This is a genomic window from Candidatus Leptofilum sp., from assembly GCF_965223285.1.
In the GTDB taxonomy this organism is placed as follows: Bacteria; Chloroflexota; Anaerolineae; order Promineifilales; family Promineifilaceae; genus Leptofilum.
On sequence record NZ_OZ244997.1, the window covers coordinates 4,890,846 to 4,914,946 of the forward strand.

Consider the following 24,101-nt stretch of genomic DNA (forward strand, 5'->3'; position numbering starts at 1 on the left):
ACAATGTTACCGGATGATACCGTTGCAAACAAGAGAATTTCTTGGTGGACGGTGGAGGAAAGTTTTTTCAGTTGTCATGACAATTAAACAAACCACAGAGAAATTGGTCTCTGGTTTTCAAGTTAGTTTCTGTGGTTTGCAATATTTGTGGAAGGCTTCGATGTGAGCCATAATGATTTCTCAATTATAGGGTGAGATAGCTGTATGTCAAACAAAATTTTATATGATTTTTATCCAAATTAAGCGCAGAAAAACGTGATAGCAACGAGGTGAAATGATGACAGAATTGTCGGTAACGGCCGTTTCAAATGCACTCTCAACCCGCTGGCTAGGGCAAGCCTGCGAGGTGTTCCCAGAAGTCGACTCTACTAATGATTTGCTCAAGCAAAGAGTGCAACAAGGTTCGCCCCACGACCCGCCAGCAGGATTTGTGATGCTGACCGATTACCAACGACAGGGACGCGGCCGTATGGCGCGCAGTTGGGACGCGCCCGCTGGCAGTTCGCTGCTGCTCTCCATGCTGTTTCGCCCCAACTGGCCTGCTGCCCAAACCAACTGGCTCACCATGCTGGTCAGCGTAGCAGCGACCGAAGCGATTGCTGCCCATACCGACCTGGACGTGCGCCTGAAATGGCCCAATGACATCATGGTGCAGCAGGCTGGGCAGTGGCACAAGACGGGCGGCATTTTGCAAGAAGGGGGTTTTGGTGCAGACGGCCGTTTGGAATGGGCCATTGTAGGGATTGGCATCAACGTGAATATTCCTGCGTCGCAATTGCCAGATGGCACCACGCCAGCCACCAGCCTGCTGGTGGCCACCGGGCAGCAGCAACCCCGACTGCCTCTGCTCGTCACCTTTTTACAGCGGGTAGAGAATTTGTATGATGAGGTGGGCAACGGCCGTTCCCCACACGCTCGCTGGCAAGAAAAATTGATCACATTAGGTCAGTCCGTCACTGTAACCCAAGCTCAAACAAGTAAGCAATTTAGCGGCATGGCTGAAGCCACAGACGCCGCCGGGCATCTGCTTGTTCGCGATGAAACAGGCCAACTGCACACTATCGCCGCTGCCGATGTAACCTTGCGCTGAGTTTAGTTATTGTCAACTAAAAATCTCGTTTTTCACCAAAATTGGGTTACAATAGAGCAAGACTTCGGCTAGCCACACAACTTTTTTGCAGATGGTGCAAATTGCGCTGATAAATTCTCTTTTATCTCTGTGGTCTCTGTGGCAAAATTATTTCCGAAGGAGAGGAATCCACCATGACCGATTTTCGCGATGATTTTGACGATGATTTGAACAGCGATCTCGATGATGATTTTTCTGCTTTTCGGGATGATCTATTTGGGGATGATGAAGGTTCATCATTGGTAGATGATCTGCCACCAATTGACGATATGGATGATGAGTTTGAGGAACTTCGCCGCAAATCGGCCCGTGGCGAATCGTTGGACGATGATTTAGCCAGCGATAATGAATTTTTCAGCGAAGAAAGCAGCGGTGGCGGCGGCTTTGCTTGGCGCAATTTCACCCCCGGTCAGCGGCTCATTTTGGCCTTGCTAATCTTCCTCAACATTGTCATGGGCGTTTTTGGCCTGCTGGTCGTCACCGGCAATATCGGCTAATTTTTTAAACTGTCACCGAATAAAAAAACTGGGCGCAACGCGCCCAGTTTTGCTTTCAAACGAGGTTCAGGATTTGCTTACGGCGAATCTGCTGTGGCTGGCACGGTGGTTTGGCCACCGGTTTCTACGGTGGGCACAATGCCTGGCCCTGGCAAAACCAAGGTCGGAATGGTACCTTCTGGCGTAAAGATGATTTTGTCCGTGTCCGTGAGGGCACTGGCGTTGGCCTGTACAATCAGCAGCTCCACATATTCTGGATTTTGAGCGTAAATCAACGCCAACGCATCTTGCAGAGCCGTGTCGGCCTGTGCTTGAACCAGAGCCACCTCAGCTAAAATTTCTGCAATTCGCAAATTTTCTTCGGCTTGCAAAAGCTCATTCTCTTTTGTGGCCAAAAGCACCGCCTGCTGTCTGGCAAGGTCAGCCAAATCGTTGTTTTGTGTTGCCTCAATAACGGCTAATTGGGCTGCAAGCCGTTCTTGTTCAAGCTGTGCTAGGAAAATCTGCTGGCGTGTTTGCTCTTGAATCCGGCTTTGTTCTACGCGGATTTCACCTTCTTGCCGCGCTTGTTCGGCCGCAGCTTCAGCCTCGGCTTTTAGTTCATCCTGGGCTGCTTTTTCGGTTTCCAGACGACTTTGCACAATGGCATCTAACGCTGCTTGCACTGCTGGCGATAAAATGACTTCAGGAACTACGAGATTTTCAATACGGAGGCCAATATCGGCGACTAGGTTGTTTAGCTCTTCATCAATGCAGTTGCGCAGCTCATCCCGCGACGTGCCAATGATGTTGTTGTCGAAGGTGCGGTCGCCGACGCACACTTTCATGGATTGCCGCGCCAAATCTTGAACGCGCGTACTGGCAAGCAAATCATCCCGGTAAATGCCGCGATATTGCGCCCACTGCTCCCGGATGAGTGGTGATTGTCCTAAATCCGGGCGGAAAATATCGCCGCTCACAACCAAACCTATCCGCTGTTTGTCTTGGGTTATGATTTCTTCATCCCGCACGGTGAAGGGGATCGCTTGGGAAGAGATGGTTTCCAGGGAGACAAAAATGCCAACATCGCTGTACACGCCAGGTCCAACAATTTCATGGATGCGGTTGTTGCGGAACTGTATGCCTACTTCTTGTTCCTGGACGGATTCGAGGAAGTAGAAAAATTGGCCTGCAAAAGAAAGTAACAGCACGATGCCCACGATGGCGATAACCACAACCACGATGCGTCGAACACCTGCCAAATTTAATTGTCTGTTCATGGTTTCTCCTAATGTAGATGTAAGGGTGTATAGAGCTATCTTATCAGAATTTACGCTTTTTGTAGGGTTTTGTTGCAGCACCTTGGTGCTATGGTGTGAGGTAGATCAACGGCCGTTCTCGCCCCCCGGCCTATATTCTTCAGCCAAATTTGCCAGGATGTCTGCCTCTGTGAACCAAACAGGCGTTAGCTCCCGCGCCGCAAAAAAGGGTGCCTGATCGGCGTAATGGGGCGAGCTTTCATCGCGCGTAGCACTGCCAAATTGGTGAATGCTTTGTGAGCTGACCGAGCCATCTGGCTGCCACGTCACCAACAAAATGTAAGAATCCCCCGCGATGCCGCGGAAACGGCCGTCCTCCCCCAGTTCCCCATAAATCGCGTGCAGCACATCTGGTGAGCCACCCAGCCCTAAATCCACGTCGCCGCGCACCAGACGGTTCACCTCCTGCCAAGGAACCTCAACCGTGCCGAACTGCTCCATCATTAAATCAACCGCCTGAGAGAAGCTATTGTGCACGGAAACGGCCGTAAACACTCCACCCGTCATATTCGACACCGACATTTTAGTATCGTCTGCTTCCAAAACGTAATATACCGTTAGGATGGCCACCGATGCGCCCGTGCTGTCTGGCGTAGTTTGCCAATCCCAGTTTGCCAGCAGGTTGTAGGCGGCACGCTCATTTGGGTCACTGGGCGGTGATTCCGCCAAAATCATGCTCTCTATGCGCGCTACATCCGATTCTGGATGGTAAGTCATGTCATATTTGTAAGCGAAAAACTCATCTTCCGTAATCGACTGATCGCCGCCAACCAGCTCCAACGTTCGCAGCGACCGATTGGACATCGTGTCGTCAATGCCCAAGGTCGGGGAGAAGTTGGCCTCATCCGGGTTGCCTTCGCCTAAAGTGGTGCGGTACGGGCTGCTGTTACTGTTTTGCACAAAACCAGATGGCGGATTGCTCACCTGCGGCAGATCGTCAAATGGTAAATATTCTGTCCACAACGTTTCCGACGTGTTGCCGGGCAAATATTGTTGCCAGTTGTATCCTTCAGCACGGATGGGAATACGGCCGTTGTACACATAAAAAATATTTCCTTCTGCATCTGCATACCCCACGTTAAACATTGGCAACGACCCCTCGCGCATGGCTGCTTGCCATTCATCCAGATTGGTTGCCTTGTTCAGCCGCACAAATTGCTCTACATGTCCGATCTCACCCATCCCCGCGTAGCGCATGGCATACACCCCATGATCTTGCCGCACTGTTGGCCCATAAACCGACCACAGCACCTCGCGCTTTACCGTCCAGCGAAAACGGCCGAACAGCGTCACCGTAATTGGCACTTCCCCAACTTCTAAATTGCGCCACTCGCCATCAAAAAGATATTGGTCGGGATTGTCTGGGTTCATCTCCAGTACGTAAATATCAATCAAATCTGGGCTGTTCACCGTAAACGCCCAGCCTAAATGCTCGTTATGCCCATGCGTTATGGTGGGGGAACCGGGCAGCAAGCCACCAACCGTATTCCACCCCTCCTCGCTAACAATGTGCGCCTCATACCAAGCCACTGGCCCTTCCCACGGCTGATGCGAATTGATCGCCAGAAATGTCTCACCATTGGCACTGCGCGCTGGCCCTATGGCAATGACATTGGAGCCATAGCGTACCGCTGGCGGGAGATTAGAGATTGGAGATTGGGAAAGATCACCAAGTTCCTTTTCGGAGACGGGTCCCTGTCGCGTCTCGGCAAATAGCTCTCCCAACGCACCGTCTATGCCAAAAAAGAGCGGTACGCGGTGAATAAACCCGGCAGCGACATCCCGCCCGGAGAGGGGGTAAAGCTCTGGCAGGATTACCTCGTTTTCGTGCAGAGCAGCGTAATAGTTAAGGCCATCGGCATACCCTTGCATGATGGCTTGGATGTCTGGGGGAATGGTATGGTATTTGGCGTCTACTACATCCCAGATGCGGAGGAGCTGCACCATGTAATCGTTGGGAGCGGCATCAACGCCGTAGGCGACGCCCAGCTTGCCCCGTGCTGCCACCATTGCCTGCTGGATGGTTAGGAAGTCGTCCTCCGCGTGGGCATAGGCCAGGCCGTAGGCAGCATCTGCATCTGTTTTGCCAAAGATGTGCGGCACGCCAAAGCTGTCTCGCCGGATGATGACGTTGTAGTTGTCGTTGATCGCTTCCAGCTCATCCAGGTTGACCACAAACGGCCAAACGCCCTGAGGCCAAAAAATATACGCAGCGGCCAATGTCAGCACTCCAACCACGCCCACCACAATTTTTTGCCATCGTTTCATAAAGTTGCTCTATGACACATGCGATTTCTTCAAGAAATCGCATGTGTTGTGAAGGATTATTCAGATGGGGTGAGGATGAGGTGGTTTACGGCCGTTTCCATCACCATTTCCTCGCTCCAAATCATGGGCAGATAGTCTCCGTTCAGCCACAGCTGAATCTGGTCATCATAGTTGGGATGGTAAGGGTGGCCGGATTGGCCTGTGGGAATGACCCATTCGCTGGCGTCAAAATCGCTCATGTCTACCAGCATTCGCATGGAGACGTGACCCAGCACTTCGGCTGGGTCGCTCCAGCTCCAGCTATTGGCATTTACAATACTGCTGCCCCCGTCGGCCGGGAAGGGCCCGCGATTTACCAGCGACTCCACCGCGCCGATGCCGCTTTCACCCAGCGGATTACTCACAAAGGTGGCCGTGTGGATACTGCCCCAGGTCCAGTCATTCATGTCGTCGCCCACGTTTTCCTCAAACCAGGCAACCGTATCTTCCAGTGCCGCCAGCAAAATGTCGGCTTGCGACTCTTCGCTATTGGTAGTTGTGTCATCCCACCAAACTGCTTCAGGAGTATCGGCCAACTGGTGGAATAGCACCCGTCCACCAAACGAACCAACATTGTCATCGCCGACATCATCCGCAAGAGTAGCCTGAGCCAAATTCATGTAGAAAATCTCAAATAGGGCGGCGGGGACGCTGTCGCGCCGAAGCTGCCGATCCCAGCCGCGCAGCCGCTCCAGGGCTGCCTGCACCGTCTCGTCGTCGCTAGAAAGACCCTCCAATAGCGGAATGTAGCTATCGGCCATGAGTGAGCGGCTGTCAAATTGAATACGCGCCAAATCTTCTTGGGATAGCTCACCATCGCCAGCCAGCTCTGCTTCGATCATGTCCACGATGCGCTGACCGCGATCTCCGTCGGCCCAGTAGAGATTAAGAAAGTACGGATAATCTTCATCTACCACCGAGTGGTTGGCGGTGACGATGTAGCCCCACTCTGGGTTTAGCACGGCGGGCAGCTCTTCGTAAGGCACCCAGCCGACCCACTCATATTCACCCGTCCAGCCAGGGACTGGCACTAGGCCATCTCCGTTGGCACGGATGGGGATGAGGCCGGGCATTTGGTAGGCGATGTTCCCTTCGGTGTCGGCGTAGACAAAATTTTGGGAGGGGGCATCCCAGAAGCGCAACGCTTCGCGGAAATCTTCGTAGTTTACGGCCGTATTCAACCCAATAATCGCCTCCAACGTCCGCATCGGCTCGTGGGCCGTCCAGCGCATGGCCAGCACGTCACTGGTATCGTCCCGCAAATCGGAAATGATGGGGCCGTGTCGGGTAATCTTCACCTCGACGATAACATCTTCGCCGCCGTTGACTTTAATCACCTCTTCGATGATTTCCATGTCTTCCCATTCGCCCATAAATTCAGCCTGGTTGGGGTTGTTGGGGTTGATCTTTTCGATGTAGAGGTCCTGCACGTCTGGCCCAACGTTAGTAACGCCCCAGGCGATGTTGTCGTTGTGGCCGATGACCACGCCAGGGACACCAGCAAAGCTAAAGCCCTGTACGTTCAAGCCAGGGGCGTGCAGCCCTACCTGGTACCAAATTGAGGGCATCTGGATGCCCAAATGCGGATCATTGGCCAGCAGCGGCATCCCCGTGTCGGTGTGTTCGCCGCTGATGACCCAGTTGTTGCTGCCCACGTAATCCCCACTGCCCAAATACCCATTTGCCGGATAGCTGCCGACGATGTCTGTATTGACGTTGCTCCAATTGACTTGCTGCAATTGCTGGATCAGCGTTTCCGTTTCTTCATTGGTGAATTCAATCTCCATAGCATCTGTTGGCACCATCACTGGGCGATTGTCGTAAGGGTAGAAAGGTAGCAAATTGGCCGTCGTGCCTTCGCCTAGCTCGTTAATGAGATTGGCGCGACGAATCTCTTGGCTCCAGTTGCCGCCCAAATCGTCGGCCATCACCACCGCCCAGGCGATGGTGTGCAGCGGTTCCCACGGTTCAACTTCCCATTTTTCATTGACCAATCCCAGAACGGTGTAGTTGAGGGAAATATTGTCGCCCTGCTCGGCAATGTAAGCGTTGACGCCTTCGCTGTACGCTTCTAGGATGGCCATCATTTCGGGCGATTCGCTTTCGTAGTAGGCTAGGGATTCCTCGGCGATGCGGTGCCAGCCCATGGTACGGATGAAGGTGTCGCTGCCAACGGCCGCTGCCCCGGCAATCTCCGAAATGCGCCCCTGGCTCACGTAGCGCCAGAACTCCATCTGCCAAAAGCGATCTTGGGCATGAACATACCCTTGCGCCAAGAAGAGGTCATGTTTGTTTTCGGCATAAATGTGGGGGATGCCGTTTTCATCCCGGTAGACGTTGACATCATCTTCCAGGCCGGGGATGGTGAGGGTGGTGTCGGTGTCGGGGAACGGCCGTCTCACGTTCACAACGCCAACAATTGTTAAAACCACAATCAGCAGGGCAATAATGCCAACTAAAATCAAACCAATGCGGGCTGCCAGTTTCATCTTTTCCTCCAGTGGGGTATGGGCTGCGCCAGGAACGGCCTGCGGCGTTTACGGATGTGGCACAGCAGATTGAGCCAATCTAATGATACTCACTTTGTGAACGATGGGTAGTGATGAAGCAAAAATTGAGTGAAAATGGCCGTTCTCACCACCACATTCACGTCCCAAGCACGGAACCCGCTGGTTGGCTTTGCTACCATCAACAGAAATCCACCAAGGAGTATTGTTGTGTATAGAAGTACGGCCGTTTTCCTGTCCATTTTGTCTGTTTTAATGGTGCTAACCGCCACTGTTGCCCTGCTGCTAAGACCCCGTCCCGTTGTGCTGGCTTCCACGCCTGCCCAGCCACTTACCTTGACCGTGGGTGATGAAGAAGTTTGTGCTGGCACGAACCTGATCGCCAATCCCTCCTTTGAAGGTGACTACCCCGTCTACATCATGCCCGCACCCGGTCACCCCGACTGCCAAACCTGGTCGCCCGACCAGCCCAACCAGGTGTGCGAGCGAGTTAAGTTAGCCGACGATTGGCATCCGTACTGGCTAGACACACCCCGCGATGAGGTGTGGATGAACATTCAGCCGGAGTATGTGCCCTCGCTGCCCCACGAAATACCGCCCCGTGTTCGCAGCGGTGAGAAGTCGCAGCACTATTTTTCCTTTTGGAGTACGCATGAAGGGGGCTTGATGCAACAGGTAAGTGCGGTGGAAAACGGCCGTTACTGTTTCAGTAGCTGGGGGCAGGCATGGTCATCGCGAGAGACGCTGCCCGGTTGGGTGAGCGATCCCAACGATCATGGCGAACTGTTCCAGCGGGTGGGGATTGATCCCACGGGCGGCACCGATTGGCAAAGTCCCAACGTGGTTTGGGGCGAGATGCGAATGCAGTACGATGAATTTGGCCTGTTCAGCGTTGAGGCGGTAGCCGAGGCAGAGACGATCACCGTTTTTCTCTGGTCGCGGCCCAATATTCCCGTAAAGCACAATGATGTCTATTGGGATGATGCTCGCTTGACGCTGCTGGAGTCGGCACAGGTGGTGCCAGGTGGATTTACGACGCTGCTGGATGTGGATGTGCCAACGGCCGTTACCCACACCATCGGCATCAGCATCACTGAAACGTTAACCTGGGCGGCCTCGCTAGACAGTGCCGGAACGCTCCCAGCCAGTCTTAGTCAGACAAGTGGCAGCAGCAGCAGCGATGTTGATCTGAGGTTCGACAGCACGGGGTGGCCCGCTGGCAGTTACACCACCACTATTACCATTGATGTAACTCCCACCGTACCCGGCGCACCGTTTACCATCCCCGTGACGGTGCATGTCGTTCCCGAACTTTATGAGACCTTTGTGCCACTGGCGGTACGGCCGTAACAAAAACGAATTAGGAAACACGAGTTTCAGCCCCCATAAATTTGAAGGTTACTGGAATTCGCTGTTGTTTTCAGTCCCTGGGAACCATTTTTGGCATTCCATCGTTTACAATGTAGATTCCGTCTTGGAGTCGATACGTTTGCCAATTCCCTTTAACCGCAAAACCGGGCAAGGGATCAAAAAGGAACGGGGATATGTCTCAGCCAACAAATTCCACCCAAAAACGTCAACGCCGCTTCATTATTGGCGGCCTAGCTTCACTGTTCATTATTATTGCCGCAGGCGTTGGCATCTGGTTTTACCAGCAGCAAGATGGGCCAGAAGGCAGCAATGGGGATGGGTTTACTATTCCCACCTTGCAGACGGAAACGGCCGCCTCCAACTTAGGCTCTGGCATCGAATCAGTTGGGTTTTCACCAACCGATGCTGCCGCCAGTCTGCTCATCAGCCTTAGCGAAGGCCAATCCCTGCCGGATGCTGTGGAAGCAAACCCGCTGGTGACGGGCGACCCGCTCACCGAAGCAGAAATTGCCCAAATTTTGGCCCGACTGCCGGAACTGGTTGGTGAGGCAACCGACGAGCAGGATTTCAACCTGCCGGACGAACTCATCCCGCCGCCGCGCCCCGGCACAACGGTTGAGCAAGCCTTCCCGCCACCCCCCACCGACTTTGCCCCGCCAGAGGTGCCAACAGGCCCTCTGGAAGTGCTGCGCTACTCGCCAGAAGGGGAGATTGGCCTGGCGCCGTTTGTGAACGTCACCTTCAACCAACCGATGGTGCCGCTGACCGACTTAACCAGCCTCACAGAGGCCGAGGTTCCGGTAAACTTAACCCCCGACATCCCCGGCACGTGGCAATGGGTTAGCCCCCAGGTTCTCCGCTTTGAGGCCGATGCCGACGCCGTAGACCGCCTGCCGATGGCCACCGAATTTGTAGCCGAGATTCCCGCAGGCACCACCTCCGCCACAGGCAATGCGCTGGCCGAAACGGTGCGCTGGACGTTTAGCACGCCGCCCGTGCAGATGATGAATCATTACCCGGCGGAATACGAACCACAGCCGCTGGAACCCATCATTTTTGTGACATTTGACCAGCTCATTGAGCCAGAAGCAATTCTGGCCGTTACCCGCCTCACCGCCGCTGGCGACAGCGAAGCCATCCGGTTGGCCACTGAGGCGGAGATTGCCGCAGATGAGAGTGTGAGCCGCCGGATTGAGTCGGCCCGTGATGGCAGATGGGTGGCGTTTCGGGCGGAACGGCCGCTTCCCCCCGACAGCGAAATCAACGTCACCGTTGGCCCCAATATCCCCTCGGCAGAAGGGACGCGCCTGAACCCAGACGCGCAAACCTTCACCTTTTACACCTACCCACCGCTGCGCCTGGTGCACGATACCTGTGGCTGGTCAGACAACGACTGCCCGCCGCTGACGCCTTTCCATCTGGAATTTAACAATCCGCTAGACCCCGACCTGTTCAGCGAAACGATGATTCGCATTGAGCCAGAACTGCCCGGCGCCACGGTGCAGCTTAACTACAGCGGCCTCACCATTCAGGGGCTGACGCAGGGGCGCACCACCTACGAGGTGTTTATTGACGCTGGCCTGACCGACATCTTCGGCCAGACGCTGGGCGAAGAAGAAACCGCCCGCTTCCGCGTGGATTCCGCCACGCCGTTTGTGAGCGGCCCGCGTGAACTGTTGGTCACAGCCGATCCCTCTGCCAGCGACCCCAGCCTGACGCTCTTCGTGATGAATTATGATGAAATTCAGGTAAAGCTCTACGCCGTCACCCCCGACGATTGGCCTGCCTACATGCGCTACCTGCGGGCGCTGGACGAGATGGACGAGGATGATGAGTTTCCCACCCCGCCCGGTAACCTGGTGGTAGATGAGATGATGGCGGTGGATGCGGTTGAGGATGTGCTGACGGAAACGGCCGTTTCTCTCCAAGATGCGCTCGATGGCGACGCTGGCCACGTCATTGCCGTCATCCAGCCACCCACGCTATCCCGCGACTTTTGGGAACGCCGTCGCCAAATCATCCACACCTGGGTGCAGGTGACCCAAATTGGCCTCGATGCTTTCGCCGATCATTCCCAACTGATTGCCTGGACGACAGACCTGGCCGACGGCCGTCCGCTAAGCGATATCACCCTTTCCACTAACGGCAACCAAACCCGCCAAACCAATGCCAACGGACTGGCTGAGTTTGAGCTTTCTGGCAGCGGCATTCGCTATTTGGTAGCCACGCAGGGAGAAGACACCGCCATCTTGCCAGCCAGCACCTCTTATTGGGATGAGCATGGCTGGCAAGCGCACACGCTGCACGACGAACTGCGTTGGCACATCTTTGATGACCGCGCCATGTACCGTCCCGGCGAGACGGTGAGCATCAAGGGCTGGCTACGCCACATCAGCGGCGAGGGTGCCATCACGCTGCCCGGTGAGCGGATTGAAGAAATTCGCTACATTTTGTATGGGCCGCAGGGGAATGTGATTGCGGAAGGCGAGACTAATCTCACACCGTTCGGCGGCTTTGATCTGCAAATTGAGCTGCCCGAAAACACAAACCTGGGCTACGCCTACATGGAGCTTCGCGCCGTGGGCAGTGTGCAAAACTTGGGTGGTGAGTACGGCTTCCACGAATTCCAGATTCAGGAGTTCCGCCGCCCCGAATTTGAGGTGAGTGCCCGGCAAGAAAGCGTGGGGCCATACGTGGTGGGCGATTCGGCGACCGTGGCCGTGACCGCCAGCTACTTTGCCGGTGGCCCACTGCCCAACGCAGATACAAGCTGGTACGTCACATCCACGCCCACTTACTACTCGCCGCCCGGCTGGCGAGAGTTCACTTTTGGCACCTGGACGCCATGGTGGTATTTCGACGGCTATGGGTATGAGGAAGAATTTTTCTACTATGATTACGGCTTCCCCGGTGATTTTGGCGCCGTGGCCGAAACGTTTAGCGGCGTTACCAACGGCGGCGGCGAGCACTTCTTGCAAATTGATTTTGAAGCGTTGGAAGGGAATCGCCCCTTCACCGTGCGTGCCGAAGCCACGGTGATGGACGTGAACCGCCAGGCCTGGTCATCCAACACCAGCCTGCTGGTGCATCCCGCAGACCTGTACGTGGGGCTGCGCAGCGACAGTACTTTTGTGGAGCAGGGTGAGCCGCTGGAAATCGAAGCAATTGTGACCGATATTGATGGGGAGGCAGTGGCGGACACGGCTGTTTCCATCACAGCCGCCCGTTTGGAATGGAATTACAGTAACAGCGGCTGGCGGGAAGAGGCTGTTGACGTGCAAACTTGCGACGTGACCTCGGCTGGCGAACCCGTCACCTGCACCTTTGAAACGGATGCGGGGGGACAATATGAAATTACGGCCGTCGTCACCGATGCTCAGGGCCGCCAAAACCAAAGCCAGCTCACCCGCTGGGTCAGCGGCGGCAAGCAGCCCGTGCAGCGCAACGTCACGCAAGAAACCGTCACGCTCATTCCCGACAAAGAAGCGTACCAACCGGGCGACGTGGCCGAAATCTTGGTGCAGTCACCCTTTGGCGCAGCCGAAGGCTTGCTGACGCTCAGTCGCAACGGCATTCTCTCCACCGAGCAATTTACGCTGGAAGATGGCAGCAGTACGCTCCGCATTCCCATCACGGAAGACCATATCCCCAACCTGACGGTGAAAGTGGATTTGGCAGGCTCTGCCCCCCGCACCGACGATGCGGGCGAAGAATTGGCCGACGTGCCGCCGCGCCCCGCCTTTGCCACTGGCTCGCTCAACCTGAGCGTACCGCCGTACAGTCGGGAACTGAGCATCGCCATTAACCCACAGTCAGATAGCCTGGAACCTGGAGCAGAAACGGCCGTTTCCCTCACAGTCACCGATGCCAACGGCCAGACCGTTCCCAACGCGGAAGTGGCGTTGGTGGTGGTGGATGAGGCGATTTTGGCACTGACTGGCTACCAGCTACGCAACCCGCTGGACATTTTCTACACCAATCAGTGGAGCTGGATTGATAGTCGGTACGGCCGTTCTAGCATTATCCTCGTCAATCCCGAATCATTGGCAAATGAAATTGAAACCACGACGCAAACAGTGGAAGTGACTCGCGTCGTAGCCGAGTTAGTCACAGAATCCTTGGAATTTGAGGAAGAAGCCATGGATGAAGAGGGATCATTTGACGATGCTGAGGCTTTGGACTTTGCAGCCGCACCTGCGGAAGCTGATTCAGACGCTAGGGCTGATGGCTCGGCAACGCCGATTGATTTACGCAGCAACTTTGATCCGCTGGCTGTTTTTGCACCTGTAAGCCAGACCGACGGTTCCGGGCAGGCCGAAATCAGGTTCACGCTGCCAGACAACCTGACGCGCTACCGCATCATGGCCGTGGCCGTGGCGGGTGACAATCTGTTTGGCTCGGCAGAAAGCAATTTGACGGCGCGATTGCCTTTGATGGTACGGCCGTCTGCCCCCCGCTTCTTGAATTACGGTGACCAGTTTGAGCTGCCCATCGTCATGCAAAACCAGACCGATGAGCCAATGACGGTGGATGTGGCTCTCGACGTGACCAATCTGACGCTGACGGCGGGCGCGGGGCAGCGCGTGACCGTACCCGCCAATGACCGGGTGGAGGTGCGCTTCCCGGCCACCACCAGCAGCGCAGGCACGGCTCGGTTCCAGGTGGCGGTTGTTTCTGGCGACTACGCCGATGCCGCCAGCGGCGAAATGCCCGTCTACACTCCCGCCACCACCGAAGCGTTTGCCACCTACGGTACGCTGGACGAAGGTGTGGTAGCCCAGCCGTTTGTGATGCCCGCTGGCGTCATTCCCGGCTATGGTGGGCTGGAAATCAACACCTCATCCACCGCGCTGCAGGCGTTGACAGATGCGGTCATCTACCTCACCGAGCATCGCTACGATTCGGCCGATGAGTACGCCTCCCGCATCCTCACCGTCGCCGCCCTGCGGGACATGCTGACGGCGTTTGAGGCGGATAAACTGCCCGCGCCCGGTGAAATGGAAATGGCCGTCGTGCGCGACATCGAAGCGTTGCAAGGCTTGCAAAACCCAGATGGCGGTTTCCCCATTTGGGAACGCAACCGGGAGTCGTACCCGTTCCACACGGTGCATGTGGCCCATGCGTTGGCGATGGCCAGCCAAAAAGGGTACACCGTGCCAGCCGAGATGCAGGCCAATGTGCAAAGCTATCTGCAAAATATCGAGAGTTATTATCCGCACTGGTACAGTCAGCAAACGCGCTGGGCGTTAAGTGCCTACGCGCTCTACGTGCGCCACCTGGCCGGGGACAGCGACTTTGCCAAAGCCCGCGCCCTGCTGGACGAAGCGGGCATCGAAAATCTATCGCTAGAGGCCAACGCCTGGCTGTGGGACATTTTGGCAGATGACCCGAACGCAGCCGAAGAGGTGGCAGCGATTCGCCAACTCATCAACAACCGAGCGGTGGAAACGGCCGATGCCGCCAACTTCACTACCTCCTACGGTGAGGAAGCCTACCTGATGCTGCATTCCAACCGCCGCACGGATGGCATCATCCTGCAAACGTTGATCAACCAGTCGCCAGACAGCGATTTGATTCCGAAGGTGGTGAACGGCTTGTTGGCACATCGCACGCGCGGCCATTGGGGCAGCAGCCAGGAAAATGTGTTCATCCTGCTGGCGCTAGACAGCTACTTCAACACCTTCGAGGCAGAAACGCCGGACTTTGTGGCCCAAATCTGGCTGGGTGAAACCTATGCCGGAGCGCAAGAGTTTGTGGGGCGCAGCACGGATCGTTACCTGACGGAAATTCCGATGGGCTACCTGGCAGAAGAAGAAGTAGGGGATGTGATTGTGAGTGTGGACGGAGACGGCCGTCTCTACTACCGCCTGGCTCTCAACTATGCCCCGACCGATCTGTCGCTCGACCCGCTGAATCGTGGCTTTGTGGTGGAACGCACCTACGAAGCGGTGGACGACCCCGAAGACGTGTGGCAAGACGAGGATGGCACCTGGCACATCAAGCTGGGGGCGCGCGTGCGGGTCAGGTTGACCTTGGTGGCCGATAATCGCCGTTACCACGTCGCTTTGGTTGATCCGCTGCCCGCTGGCCTGGAAGCGATTAACCCGGCACTGGCCGTCTCGCAAAGCGTGCCCGCCGACCCCAACGATGTGGGCAGCAGCCTGCCCTGGTGGTGGTGGTGGCAGTGGTACGACCACCAAAACATGCGGGATGAGCGCGTGGAGGCATTTAGCGCGCTGCTGTGGGAAGGTGTCTACAGCTACGATTACGTGGCCCGCGCTACGACGCCCGGTACGTTCATCGTGCCGCCCACCAAGGCGGAAGAGATGTATGCGCCAGACGTATTTGGCCGCAGCGGTAGTGATGTAGTGATTGTGGAGTAAATGAGAAGTAATTGGGTAATTAGGCAATTGAGTTATTTTGCCTAATTACCCAATGACTCAATTACCTAATTACCTTCCCCAAACCAGCCTTTCGCCGCTATAATCCCCCCATGCTTACCCTCATCTTTTTTGTAATCGGCTTGCTCGCGGCCGTCATTATCAATACCCTGGCCGATTATTTACCTTCGTCACACATGCCTTTGCGGCCGCAGTGGCATACCTGGGGCTGGTCGCAGCGGAAACGGCCGCTTCTCGTCTTCATCGGTACGGCCATAATCTTCGCCATCCTGCCCCTGTTTTTAACCGAATGGGTGGATGTGGCGGTGAATAGCTTTCACATTTCCGTCCTCATCCTCATCATCGTCACCGATTTAGAGCATAGGCTTATCTTCAACAAAGTGATCTGGCCTGCAACTGCAATTGCGCTGCTCACCAGCCTGCTGGTTAGCCCGGAAGAAAACAATTTGCGGCTGGCACTAGTGGGGGCTGTTGTCGGCTTTGTCATTTTTTACGTGCTGTACTGGTTGGCTCAATTTTTGTACGGCGCAGAGCGCGTGCCGCTGGGCTATGGCGACGTGAAGCTGGCGATGCTCATGGGTGCGATGTTGGGCTTTCACCGCATCATTTTTGCTCTGATTTTGGGCATTTTTCTAGGCGGTGTTATTTCGCTGTTGCTCCTCATCAGCCGCCGCGTGGACCGCACTACCGCGCTGCCTTATGGTCAATATTTGGCCATCGCGGGGATTGTGATGCTCATTTGGGGGGCGCAATACGTCCAGCAATTTTTAGATTAGTTTTAGTGGTTAGTGGCTGGTAGTCACCGCTAGGCCAAATGCGCACATGTTGTCAGAAATTAAACACGGCCACGTCCAAAATGAGGATGATGTGATGTAAGGGAGTAAAATGGGATTCTCAGTGCGAAATGCAGCTCGGACCAAGCTGGTCACTCTAATAAACAGAGTCTTGCTCCTGCTTGAAAGATTGCTGCAACAATTAAGTGAAGAAGATTTTCTACAAGCAACGGAGCGAGACATCTATTATAGTTATCGTCTCTTTTTGCATCGTCGGCCTGATCCAGAGGGATATAAAAATTATTTGAACCAAATTAGCGGCAGAAAGTACCCTTTAGAAAGTTTTACTGATTCCTTTTTGTATAGTGACGAATTGCAAGAGATACAGGAAAAGCGCAACCAACCTGTTCTTATAAATCTACCAGACTTTCAGATATTCGTACGCATCAATGATTTATACATCGGCGGAGTTATTGCCAAATACGGTGTCTACGAGCCGAACGTTACCTTAATAGTTAAGGAATTAATTCAGCCGGGCATGACCTTTCTTGATATTGGGGCAAATATTGGCTATTACTCAATGTTAGTAGCCGCCAAAGTTACGGATAAAGGTCGAGTGCTTGCCTTCGAGCCCATCGCTGAAAATCGCGACCTGTTTGCCAAAAGTATGGAGGTTAACAAGTTTCAGAATATGGAGTTATTTCCCTATGCAGTTTCTGATTCCGAACATACCGTATCTTTAGAAATGGGCGGGCGGACTAGCAACAGTCGCATTACTTCTGCAGCAGAGGCAAATAAAAACAATCTTCAGGCACAAACGGTTGTTTTAGATACATTTCTTTCTGAGCTCACAGCTTTAGATATGATAAAGATGGATATCGAAGGTGCAGAATTTTTAGCATTAAATGGTATGAGTTCTCTTGTTTCGCGTTATAAACCTCATATCATTACTGAATTTTCGCCAGGCTTAATTCCTAAAACCAGCCATGTGCAACCAATTGAATACCTTCAGAAAATTGTTGGCTTTGGCTACAATTTGCAGATTATTTATCCTGATGGTAGCAGGAGCGAAACGATGCTTCCCCAGCAAATCTTGAAGTACTTTGCAGAATCTGTTCATTCGGACCACATAGATTTGTTAGCTATGCATCCTTCTAAAGCAGTCTAACTATGATGCGATTTGGCCGCAATCTTTAAAGCATCCCTTTGTTATTTACTGCAACTAGCCGCCATGAACTAAAACCATGAAAATCGAAAGAATTGATCTCTATTACATTTCTATGCCGCTGGTGTCGCCGTTTGGCACCAGCTTTGGCACGCAGCTTGAGCGGGACTGCCTGATTTTGGCCCTGCACAGCGAGGGGCTGACGGGTTGGGGCGAATGCGTGGCTACCAATGATCCGGGCTACAGCTATGAAACGGCCGTTACCGCCTGGCACATCCTCTCCGATTTTCTGATTCCTGCCGTGCTGGGCAAAGAGCTAGACGAGCCGGAGCAGCTACAGGGCTGGCTGAGCAAAGTGCGTGGGCATCCATTGGCCAAGGCCGCGCTGGATCAGGCTGCTTGGGACGTCACCGCCCAGCGGGACGGGCTTTCATTCGCTCAGAAATTGGCCCAACCATACTCGGAAGACCCCCGCGAGCGCGTGAAGGTTGGTGTGAGCATTGGTACGCAGCCCAGCATTGCCCAGACGATGGACGTGATTGCCCAACATTTGGATGAGGGATACGGCCGTATCAAGCTCAAAATCAAGCCAGGCTGGGATATAAAAATGGCGTGGCAAGCCCGCCACACTTTTCCCGATGTGCCGGTCATGCTAGATGCCAACTCTGCCTACACCCTGGACGACGCCATTATTTTTCAATCAATGGACGAGCTGGATTTGCTCATGATTGAGCAGCCGTTAGGGTATGAAGATATTTACGACCACAGCCAATTGCGGCCGCAAATCAAAACGCCCCTTTGCCTGGATGAAAGCATTCACTCCGCCGAACATGCCCGCTACGCCATTGCCCTGCAAGCGTGCGACATCATCAACATCAAGCCAACGCGCGTCAGTGGCTGGACAGAAGCGCGTAAAATTCATGATTTGGGCGTAGCGCACGGGCTTGGTTTGTGGGTAGGCGGCATGTTGGAAACGGGCGTGGGACGCGCTGCCCAGCTAGCGATGGCCTCCCTGCCTGGCATTTCGCTGCCTGGGGACATTTCCGCCACGTCCCGCTACTACGCCAAAGACATTGCCACCCCCTTCTATCTAAACAAAGAAGATAGTACAATCACAGTGCCAACTGGCCCGGGCTTGGGCATTGAGATAGACATGGCACGACTGAAAGAAGTGACGTTGAAGCAAGAAAGTTTTGCGTAACAATTATCATCGAGGAAATTATGTTTGAGGATAAAACAATCGCATTTATTGGCAGTGGTGTAATGGGTGAAGCCATGATTCGCGGCTTGCTGGCACAGAAGAATGTGCTGCCCAGCCAAATTTTGGCAGCTGATCCCTGGGGGCAGCGGCGGGAAGAATTGAATGATCGCTACAGCATTGGCGTTACCGACGACAACCGGGAAGCGGCCGAAAAGGGGCAAATTGTGGTGCTGTCTATAAAGCCACAAACGCTTCCCTACGTTTTGCCTGAGATTCGCGGCCATCTGCGGCGTCAGGATTTACTCCTGTCCATCATTGCGGGAACACCCATCAAAAAATTGGCAGACGGTACGGCCCATGCGGCCGTTGTGCGAGCCATGCCCAACACGCCAGCCCAAATTGGCCAGGGCATTACCGTTTGGACGGGGACGCCAGAGGTGACGGATGTGCAAAAGCAGCAGGCACGGGCAATTTTGGCCTCGCTGGGGCAAGAGATTTACGTTGATGAGGAAGAGTACTTGGATATGGCCACGGCTTTGAGTGGCTCTGGCCCTGGCTATGTGTTTATGATGATGGAAGCGTTGATTGATGCAGGCGTGCATCTAGGCTTCTCCCGGCGCATCGCCGAGCAGCTTGTCTTCCAAACAATGATTGGCTCCGTAAACTACGCCATCGAATCAGGCAAGCACGTGGCCGAGCTGCGAAACCAAGTAACCTCCCCTGGTGGTACCACGGCCGCTGCGCTGTACCATATGGAAAAAGGTGGCCTCCGCACGGTCATCTCGCGCGGCATTTGGGCTGCGTATGAACGTTCCGTCTCCCTAGGCAAGGGCAAGGCGGAGGAAGACCCGGAGGGCTAATGGAGATTAGAGATTATCAATCTCCAGTCTCCAACCTCTAATCTCCATCAGAATGCCCCCTTTTGTTTACCTGCAACACGGCCGTTTCTGGCGCAAATTTCAACGTCCGGTGCGGGTGGTAACGGCCGTTTCTCCCCAAGATGTTTTGCCTGCCCTGGTTGAATTGGAAACGGCCGTTCACTCCCAAAAGCTGTACGCGGCCGGATTCATAGCTTACGAAGCCGCTGCCGCCTTTGACCTGGCTGTGCATCCGCCGATTGAAGGGTTGCCCTTGCTTTGGTTTGGCTTGTTTGAAGGATATGAAGAGATTGGAGATTGGAGATCAGAGATTGACCCGCTAATCTCCAATCTCCAATCTCCCGTCTCTGTTGGAACTTGGCAGCCTGCCATCACCCCTGCTGCTTACACCACTGCTATCCAGCAAATCAAAGATCAGATCGAAGCGGCCTATACCTATCAGGTGAACTACACGTTTCCTCAGTACGCTACCTTCTCCGGCGATCCACTGGCTTACTTTGCCGAATTGGTGGCGGCGCAGCAGGCAAATTACGCCGCCTACCTGGACATCGGCCGTTTTGCCATTTGCTCGGCCTCGCCGGAGCTGTTTTTTAGCAAAGATGGCACTCACCTCCATGCCAAGCCGATGAAGGGAACGGCCGTGCGCGGCCTCACCTTGGCCCAAGATAAGGCCAACATGGCCTGGTTAGCCCAGTCAGAAAAAAATCGCGCCGAAAATGTGATGATTGTGGACATGATTCGCAACGATATGGGGCGCGTGGCTGAGATTGGCACCGTGCGTGTGCCGAAGCTGTTCGAGGTAGAGCGATACCCGACGCTCCTGCAAATGACTTCCACCGTCGAAGCCCAAACCCAGGCGTCATTCAGCCAGATATTGGCAAATATGTTCCCCTGTGCCTCCATCACTGGTGCCCCCAAAGTACGCACGATGGAAATTATTAAGCAGCTTGAGCCGCAACCGCGTGGAGTTTATACGGGTTCGATTGGCTTCCTCGCCCCCGATGGTCAGGCACAGTTCAACGTCGCTATTCGCACCGTGTTGGTGGACCGTGAGCAGGCGCAAGCCACCTACGGCGTGGGCAGCGGCATTGTGTGGGATTCTGTGGCGGCCGATGAGTACGAGGAGTGCCGGGTAAAATCACGGGTGCTGACGGAGAAACGGCCGTCTTTCCAACTGATCGAAACGATGCTGTGGCAGCCAGACGGCGGTCTCTTTTTGGTAGATGAGCATTTGGCACGTTTGCGCGGTTCGGCTGAATATTTTGGGATTGATTGGGAAGAAACGGCCGTTCTCACCCAATTAAATTCTCTAATGGAAACGCTTGCTGAACCGATAAAAGTGCGGTTGTTGCTGGGGCAGGACGGCCGTTTCATGCTGGAAACAGTCTCTCTGAGCGTCGGCGCACAACCCAACCCGGTGCGTGTCGGGCTGGCTAAAGAACCAATCAATTCACAAACCGTCTGGCTCTACCACAAAACCACTCGCCGCCAAATATATGACACCGCCCGCGCCAGCCGCCCGGACTGCGACGATGTGATTCTGCACAATGAGCGGGGTGAGCTAACTGAGGCCAGCAGCTCCAACATTGCCTTGCTGCTAGATGGCGAACTGATGACGCCACCCGTCGAATCTGGCATGCTGGGGGGTACCTTTCGCAGCTACTTGCTCAAAAATCCAGGTGGTCACCAAAATCCAAGCAGCTTACACTTACGCGAAAAAGTCCTCACCGTCGCTGACCTGGAGCGGTGTGATGGGATTTATTTGTTGAATTCAGTTAGGGGGTGGGGAACGGCCGTTTTTTGCAACAATTTGGGCGAGGCGACCGGAGGATAAGATAGTTCGCTTGGAAAAAACGATCCCCGGTCGCCTCGCCCCTACTTTTCACTTCTTACTAACTTCCGCTTTCCTCGGCAATTGCTTCTAGCTTCAATTGTGCCTGTAGCCCGCTGATGTGTGCTTCTAGCTCTACTAGCTCATCCCGCTGGGCGGAGATTTTGTCGTTTTCGGCGCGGACAAAGCGGGCGAAGGGGGCAATCGTGTCCTCAACGCGCTGTGCGCCCCGACTCATCTCGCGCGTGAACTGTTCCGTCAGGCTACCGACCAGCTTTTGGCGTAGGGTTGCCAGCTTTTCTTCTAGCTCCCGCTTTGCTTTGCGGCGACGCTGCGGCAGGATGAGTGCGCCCAGCGTGGCAAAGGCAATCCCCGCGACGATGCCGGTTACATCTAAGAAGACCAGATGCAGGCCGCCCGTGAGTGCTAGGCCTAGCCCGGCGGCACCAGCAGCCCCGGCCAGGCCAGTGCCAACCACGGCAGAGCGGGCCACTTCGGCCAGTTCGGCAGCTTCTTTGTCTTTGTCGTAGGTTTCCACAGCGCGCTGGGTGGCGGCCCCAATGGAACTTACCAGCCGAGCACGATCGTAGGCCAGGGTGCCTTCTTTGGGGCCAGATTGCCCCACAACGCGATTGTCGTGGGCTTCTTTGCGCTGGGCCATATGTTCGGCAACGGCCGTCCACTGCCGTAAATCTTGCTCCACCATCCAATCAACCAGTTCGCTGACGCGATTTTCAATCTGCTTGGGTGTGTCGGCAACCACTTTGGTCTCGAACGCCTTTTCTAGACTGCGGGAGCGCATCAAATCGGCCACGCGGTTAAAGCGAATCATCTCGTCAAAAAAGTCGTCGCCGCGCTTCTCCATCGCGTACAAAATATTGTCGATTTCGCTGAGCCGCGCCTTAAAATTGCGCTGCATGTCCTCGTCGTAGTACAGCATTTGCCGCTCGATGTCGTCTAGCAGTTGGCGATCATCTTGCAGCGATGCCAGGTCGGATTCGCTGTGGCTGAGCTGCTTGCGCACCAGCTTGAGTCCCACACCCAGAGGATTGAGCAACTTGAGGCGGAAACGGCCGTCATCGTCCAGCGTGTCGTGAATAAACTGCTCCAGCGGCTCAAAGCCACTTTCTGCCCACAATTGCGGCTGCCCTGCCTTGGCGTGCTGTGCTTGCTTGGCAGAGATGGGGAATACGGCCGAAATCTCCCCGACCAAATTTTTGGCGGAATCACGCACAAATTCAATCACCTGGTTGCGCTCACCTTCTTGAGTAAGAATGTCGGTTTTGTTCACCAGCAGCACAATCTTCTTGCCCCAATCCCGAATCTGGGTCAAAAAACTGCGCTCGCTTTCACTAAAAGGCCGATCTGCCGAGGTGATAAACAAAACGAGATCGCTGCGAGGAATGAATTCGGCCGTGAGTGCTTCATGCTCACGCAAAATGGCGTTGGTGCCGGGCGTGTCCACAATGCTGATCTTTTGCAGCATCTCGATGGGGGCGGTTTGCACCCAAACCCCCTTATCGCCGGGAACCTGGTTGGTCACTTCGCCATATTTCAGTAGGTAGATTTGGCTAGTGGTGGGCGTGACGCCCTCAGTTTGCAGTTCATGTCCCAAAAAGGCGTTTATAAAGGCGGATTTCCCCGCGTTAAACTCCCCAGCGACAACCAGCAGGAATAAATCATCTAGCTGGCGGATGGAGTCGGCTAAGGCAGTGCGATCTTCGGGAGAAGCGGCCGTATCGCCGAGTAAGTCGCGCAGTTGGCCCAGCGTATCGCGGGTGCGTTTGAGCAGTTCTTCCTGCTCGGTGTTTAGAATAGCGTCCATAGTTTTCCTGAATTTTTAGCCGCAGATTTTGCGGATTACTTTGATACTTTGACACCGCTGATTACTGTTTGACACAAAGCGGCCGTTGTTCAAGCAGCCTTTGAAAGTCTAATGGTGCTTCTTACTTTCTTGGCTTTTTCTTAAATTCCGAAATTATAGTCTCATCCAATACTTCTATTAAGGCAAATGCAATGATATGAAAAGCGTCAGCTTGCTTCTGATGTAATCTTGCTGTTGGTAAGCCGCTTCTCCAGTCATAGGCAACAACATATGATTCCAGGTCAATGACCTCCCAGTCAAATGCCCAGTGACCAAATCCATTTCGTAGTTTTCTAAATAGGTCATTGTTGAGGAAGTCGCGGGCTGATGAAAGAAACGGGTATTTGAGATATTGACTTTTCAGACAGTCAAACAATGGCGATCCACCTTTACAAATAAATCTCCCAATCGGTCCATCCACAATCAGAAATGTTGGAATCCATCGTCCAATAAACCAGCCGCGTGCCGTAATTGGACGGATTTCATCGGGTACATCTCGCCAGTTAGCTCGGGCAGACATTGAAATTTGAGTAAAGAACATTTCTACAGCACGTTCAATGATTAGATTTTCTTGAAAATATGTTTCTATTTCTCTGGAAATAGCAGGATCAGATGCAAGCAATTTGCACTCATTTTGTAAGCATGTGAAAGGCTGAGAAGTGATTGACCACTTAGAATTTATTCCTAAATCCTTAAGCTCACCAAAAGCATTTTTAAGTATTTTGTCTTTCTCGACTATATTGTAAGAATTCGTGTTCATAAGATGGTAAAAGTATAGCATGGGGAAATTTGTACACAAGCTGTAGAATCCTGGCATTATAAATGCCTTCATTCGTTCACCATGCCAAAGCAGAGTGTCGCAGGTGACAGTCACTTCTG

General features: G+C 54.1%; 14 protein-coding genes. 9 read left to right on the forward strand and 5 right to left on the reverse strand.

The annotated features are described in order from the left end of the window. Window positions 1–274 precede the first annotated feature (274 nt). Together ACOQPU_RS22025 and ACOQPU_RS22030 are read left to right on the forward strand one after the other, a co-directional pair. Entirely contained in the window at window positions 275–1,090 is an 816-nt protein-coding gene (locus ACOQPU_RS22025; protein WP_420641991.1) for a biotin--[acetyl-CoA-carboxylase] ligase, read from the forward strand. A 173-nt stretch (window positions 1,091–1,263) separates the two neighbouring features. Continuing rightward, on the forward strand, window positions 1,264–1,626 hold the full coding sequence (locus tag ACOQPU_RS22030) for a hypothetical protein (RefSeq protein WP_420641992.1): 363 nt from the start codon (window positions 1,264–1,266) through the stop codon (window positions 1,624–1,626). Between the two features lie 77 nt (window positions 1,627–1,703). On the opposite strand, the gene ACOQPU_RS22035 is transcribed toward ACOQPU_RS22030, so the two are convergent. The 3 genes from ACOQPU_RS22035 to ACOQPU_RS22045 all read right to left on the reverse strand — a co-directional run bounded on the left by ACOQPU_RS22035 (window position 1,704) and on the right by ACOQPU_RS22045 (window position 7,720). After that, window positions 1,704–2,885 (reverse strand): SPFH domain-containing protein, encoded by a 1,182-nt coding sequence (locus ACOQPU_RS22035; RefSeq protein WP_420641993.1) that lies wholly within the window; start codon window positions 2,883–2,885, stop codon window positions 1,704–1,706. 105 nt (window positions 2,886–2,990) lie between these two features. Further along, complete coding sequence (locus tag ACOQPU_RS22040) at window positions 2,991–5,192, reverse strand: acylase (protein ID WP_420641994.1); 2,202 nt, start codon at window positions 5,190–5,192, stop codon at window positions 2,991–2,993. 56 nt (window positions 5,193–5,248) lie between these two features. Further along, entirely contained in the window at window positions 5,249–7,720 is a 2,472-nt protein-coding gene (locus tag ACOQPU_RS22045) for a penicillin acylase family protein (protein ID WP_420641995.1), read from the reverse strand. Between the two features lie 129 nt (window positions 7,721–7,849). Here ACOQPU_RS22045 and ACOQPU_RS22050 point away from each other — a divergent pair, with 129 nt between their 5' ends. The 7 genes from ACOQPU_RS22050 to pabB all read left to right on the forward strand — a co-directional run bounded on the left by ACOQPU_RS22050 (window position 7,850) and on the right by pabB (window position 21,361). Then, window positions 7,850–9,088 carry a hypothetical protein gene (locus ACOQPU_RS22050; RefSeq protein WP_420641996.1) on the forward strand — a complete coding sequence of 413 codons (1,239 nt, stop codon included), beginning with the start codon at window positions 7,850–7,852 and terminating at the stop codon, window positions 9,086–9,088. Window positions 9,089–9,282: 194 nt separating this feature from the next. Then, window positions 9,283–15,492: an alpha-2-macroglobulin family protein gene (locus ACOQPU_RS22055; protein ID WP_420641997.1), complete on the forward strand. Its 6,210-nt coding sequence runs from the start codon at window positions 9,283–9,285 to the stop codon at window positions 15,490–15,492. A gap of 110 nt (window positions 15,493–15,602) precedes the next feature. Continuing rightward, window positions 15,603–16,286 carry a prepilin peptidase gene (locus ACOQPU_RS22060; RefSeq protein WP_420641998.1) on the forward strand — a complete coding sequence of 228 codons (684 nt, stop codon included), beginning with the start codon at window positions 15,603–15,605 and terminating at the stop codon, window positions 16,284–16,286. A gap of 109 nt (window positions 16,287–16,395) precedes the next feature. Further along, window positions 16,396–17,451 (forward strand): FkbM family methyltransferase, encoded by a 1,056-nt coding sequence (locus ACOQPU_RS22065; RefSeq protein WP_420641999.1) that lies wholly within the window; start codon window positions 16,396–16,398, stop codon window positions 17,449–17,451. 76 nt (window positions 17,452–17,527) lie between these two features. Beyond that, a complete protein-coding gene (gene menC, locus ACOQPU_RS22070) occupies window positions 17,528–18,649 on the forward strand; it encodes an o-succinylbenzoate synthase (protein WP_420642000.1) in 1,122 nt (373 codons plus the stop codon). Between the two features lie 20 nt (window positions 18,650–18,669). Next, a complete protein-coding gene (proC, locus tag ACOQPU_RS22075) occupies window positions 18,670–19,509 on the forward strand; it encodes a pyrroline-5-carboxylate reductase (protein WP_420642001.1) in 840 nt (279 codons plus the stop codon). Between the two features lie 52 nt (window positions 19,510–19,561). Next, window positions 19,562–21,361 (forward strand): aminodeoxychorismate synthase component I, encoded by a 1,800-nt coding sequence (pabB, locus tag ACOQPU_RS22080; protein WP_420642002.1) that lies wholly within the window; start codon window positions 19,562–19,564, stop codon window positions 21,359–21,361. Between the two features lie 58 nt (window positions 21,362–21,419). Here pabB and ACOQPU_RS22085 read toward each other — a convergent pair whose 3' ends face one another. Beyond that, a complete protein-coding gene (locus tag ACOQPU_RS22085) occupies window positions 21,420–23,183 on the reverse strand; it encodes a dynamin family protein (protein ID WP_420642003.1) in 1,764 nt (587 codons plus the stop codon). A gap of 121 nt (window positions 23,184–23,304) precedes the next feature. Continuing rightward, on the reverse strand, window positions 23,305–24,054 hold the full coding sequence (locus tag ACOQPU_RS22090; RefSeq protein WP_420642004.1) for a hypothetical protein: 750 nt from the start codon (window positions 24,052–24,054) through the stop codon (window positions 23,305–23,307). Window positions 24,055–24,101 lie beyond the last annotated feature (47 nt).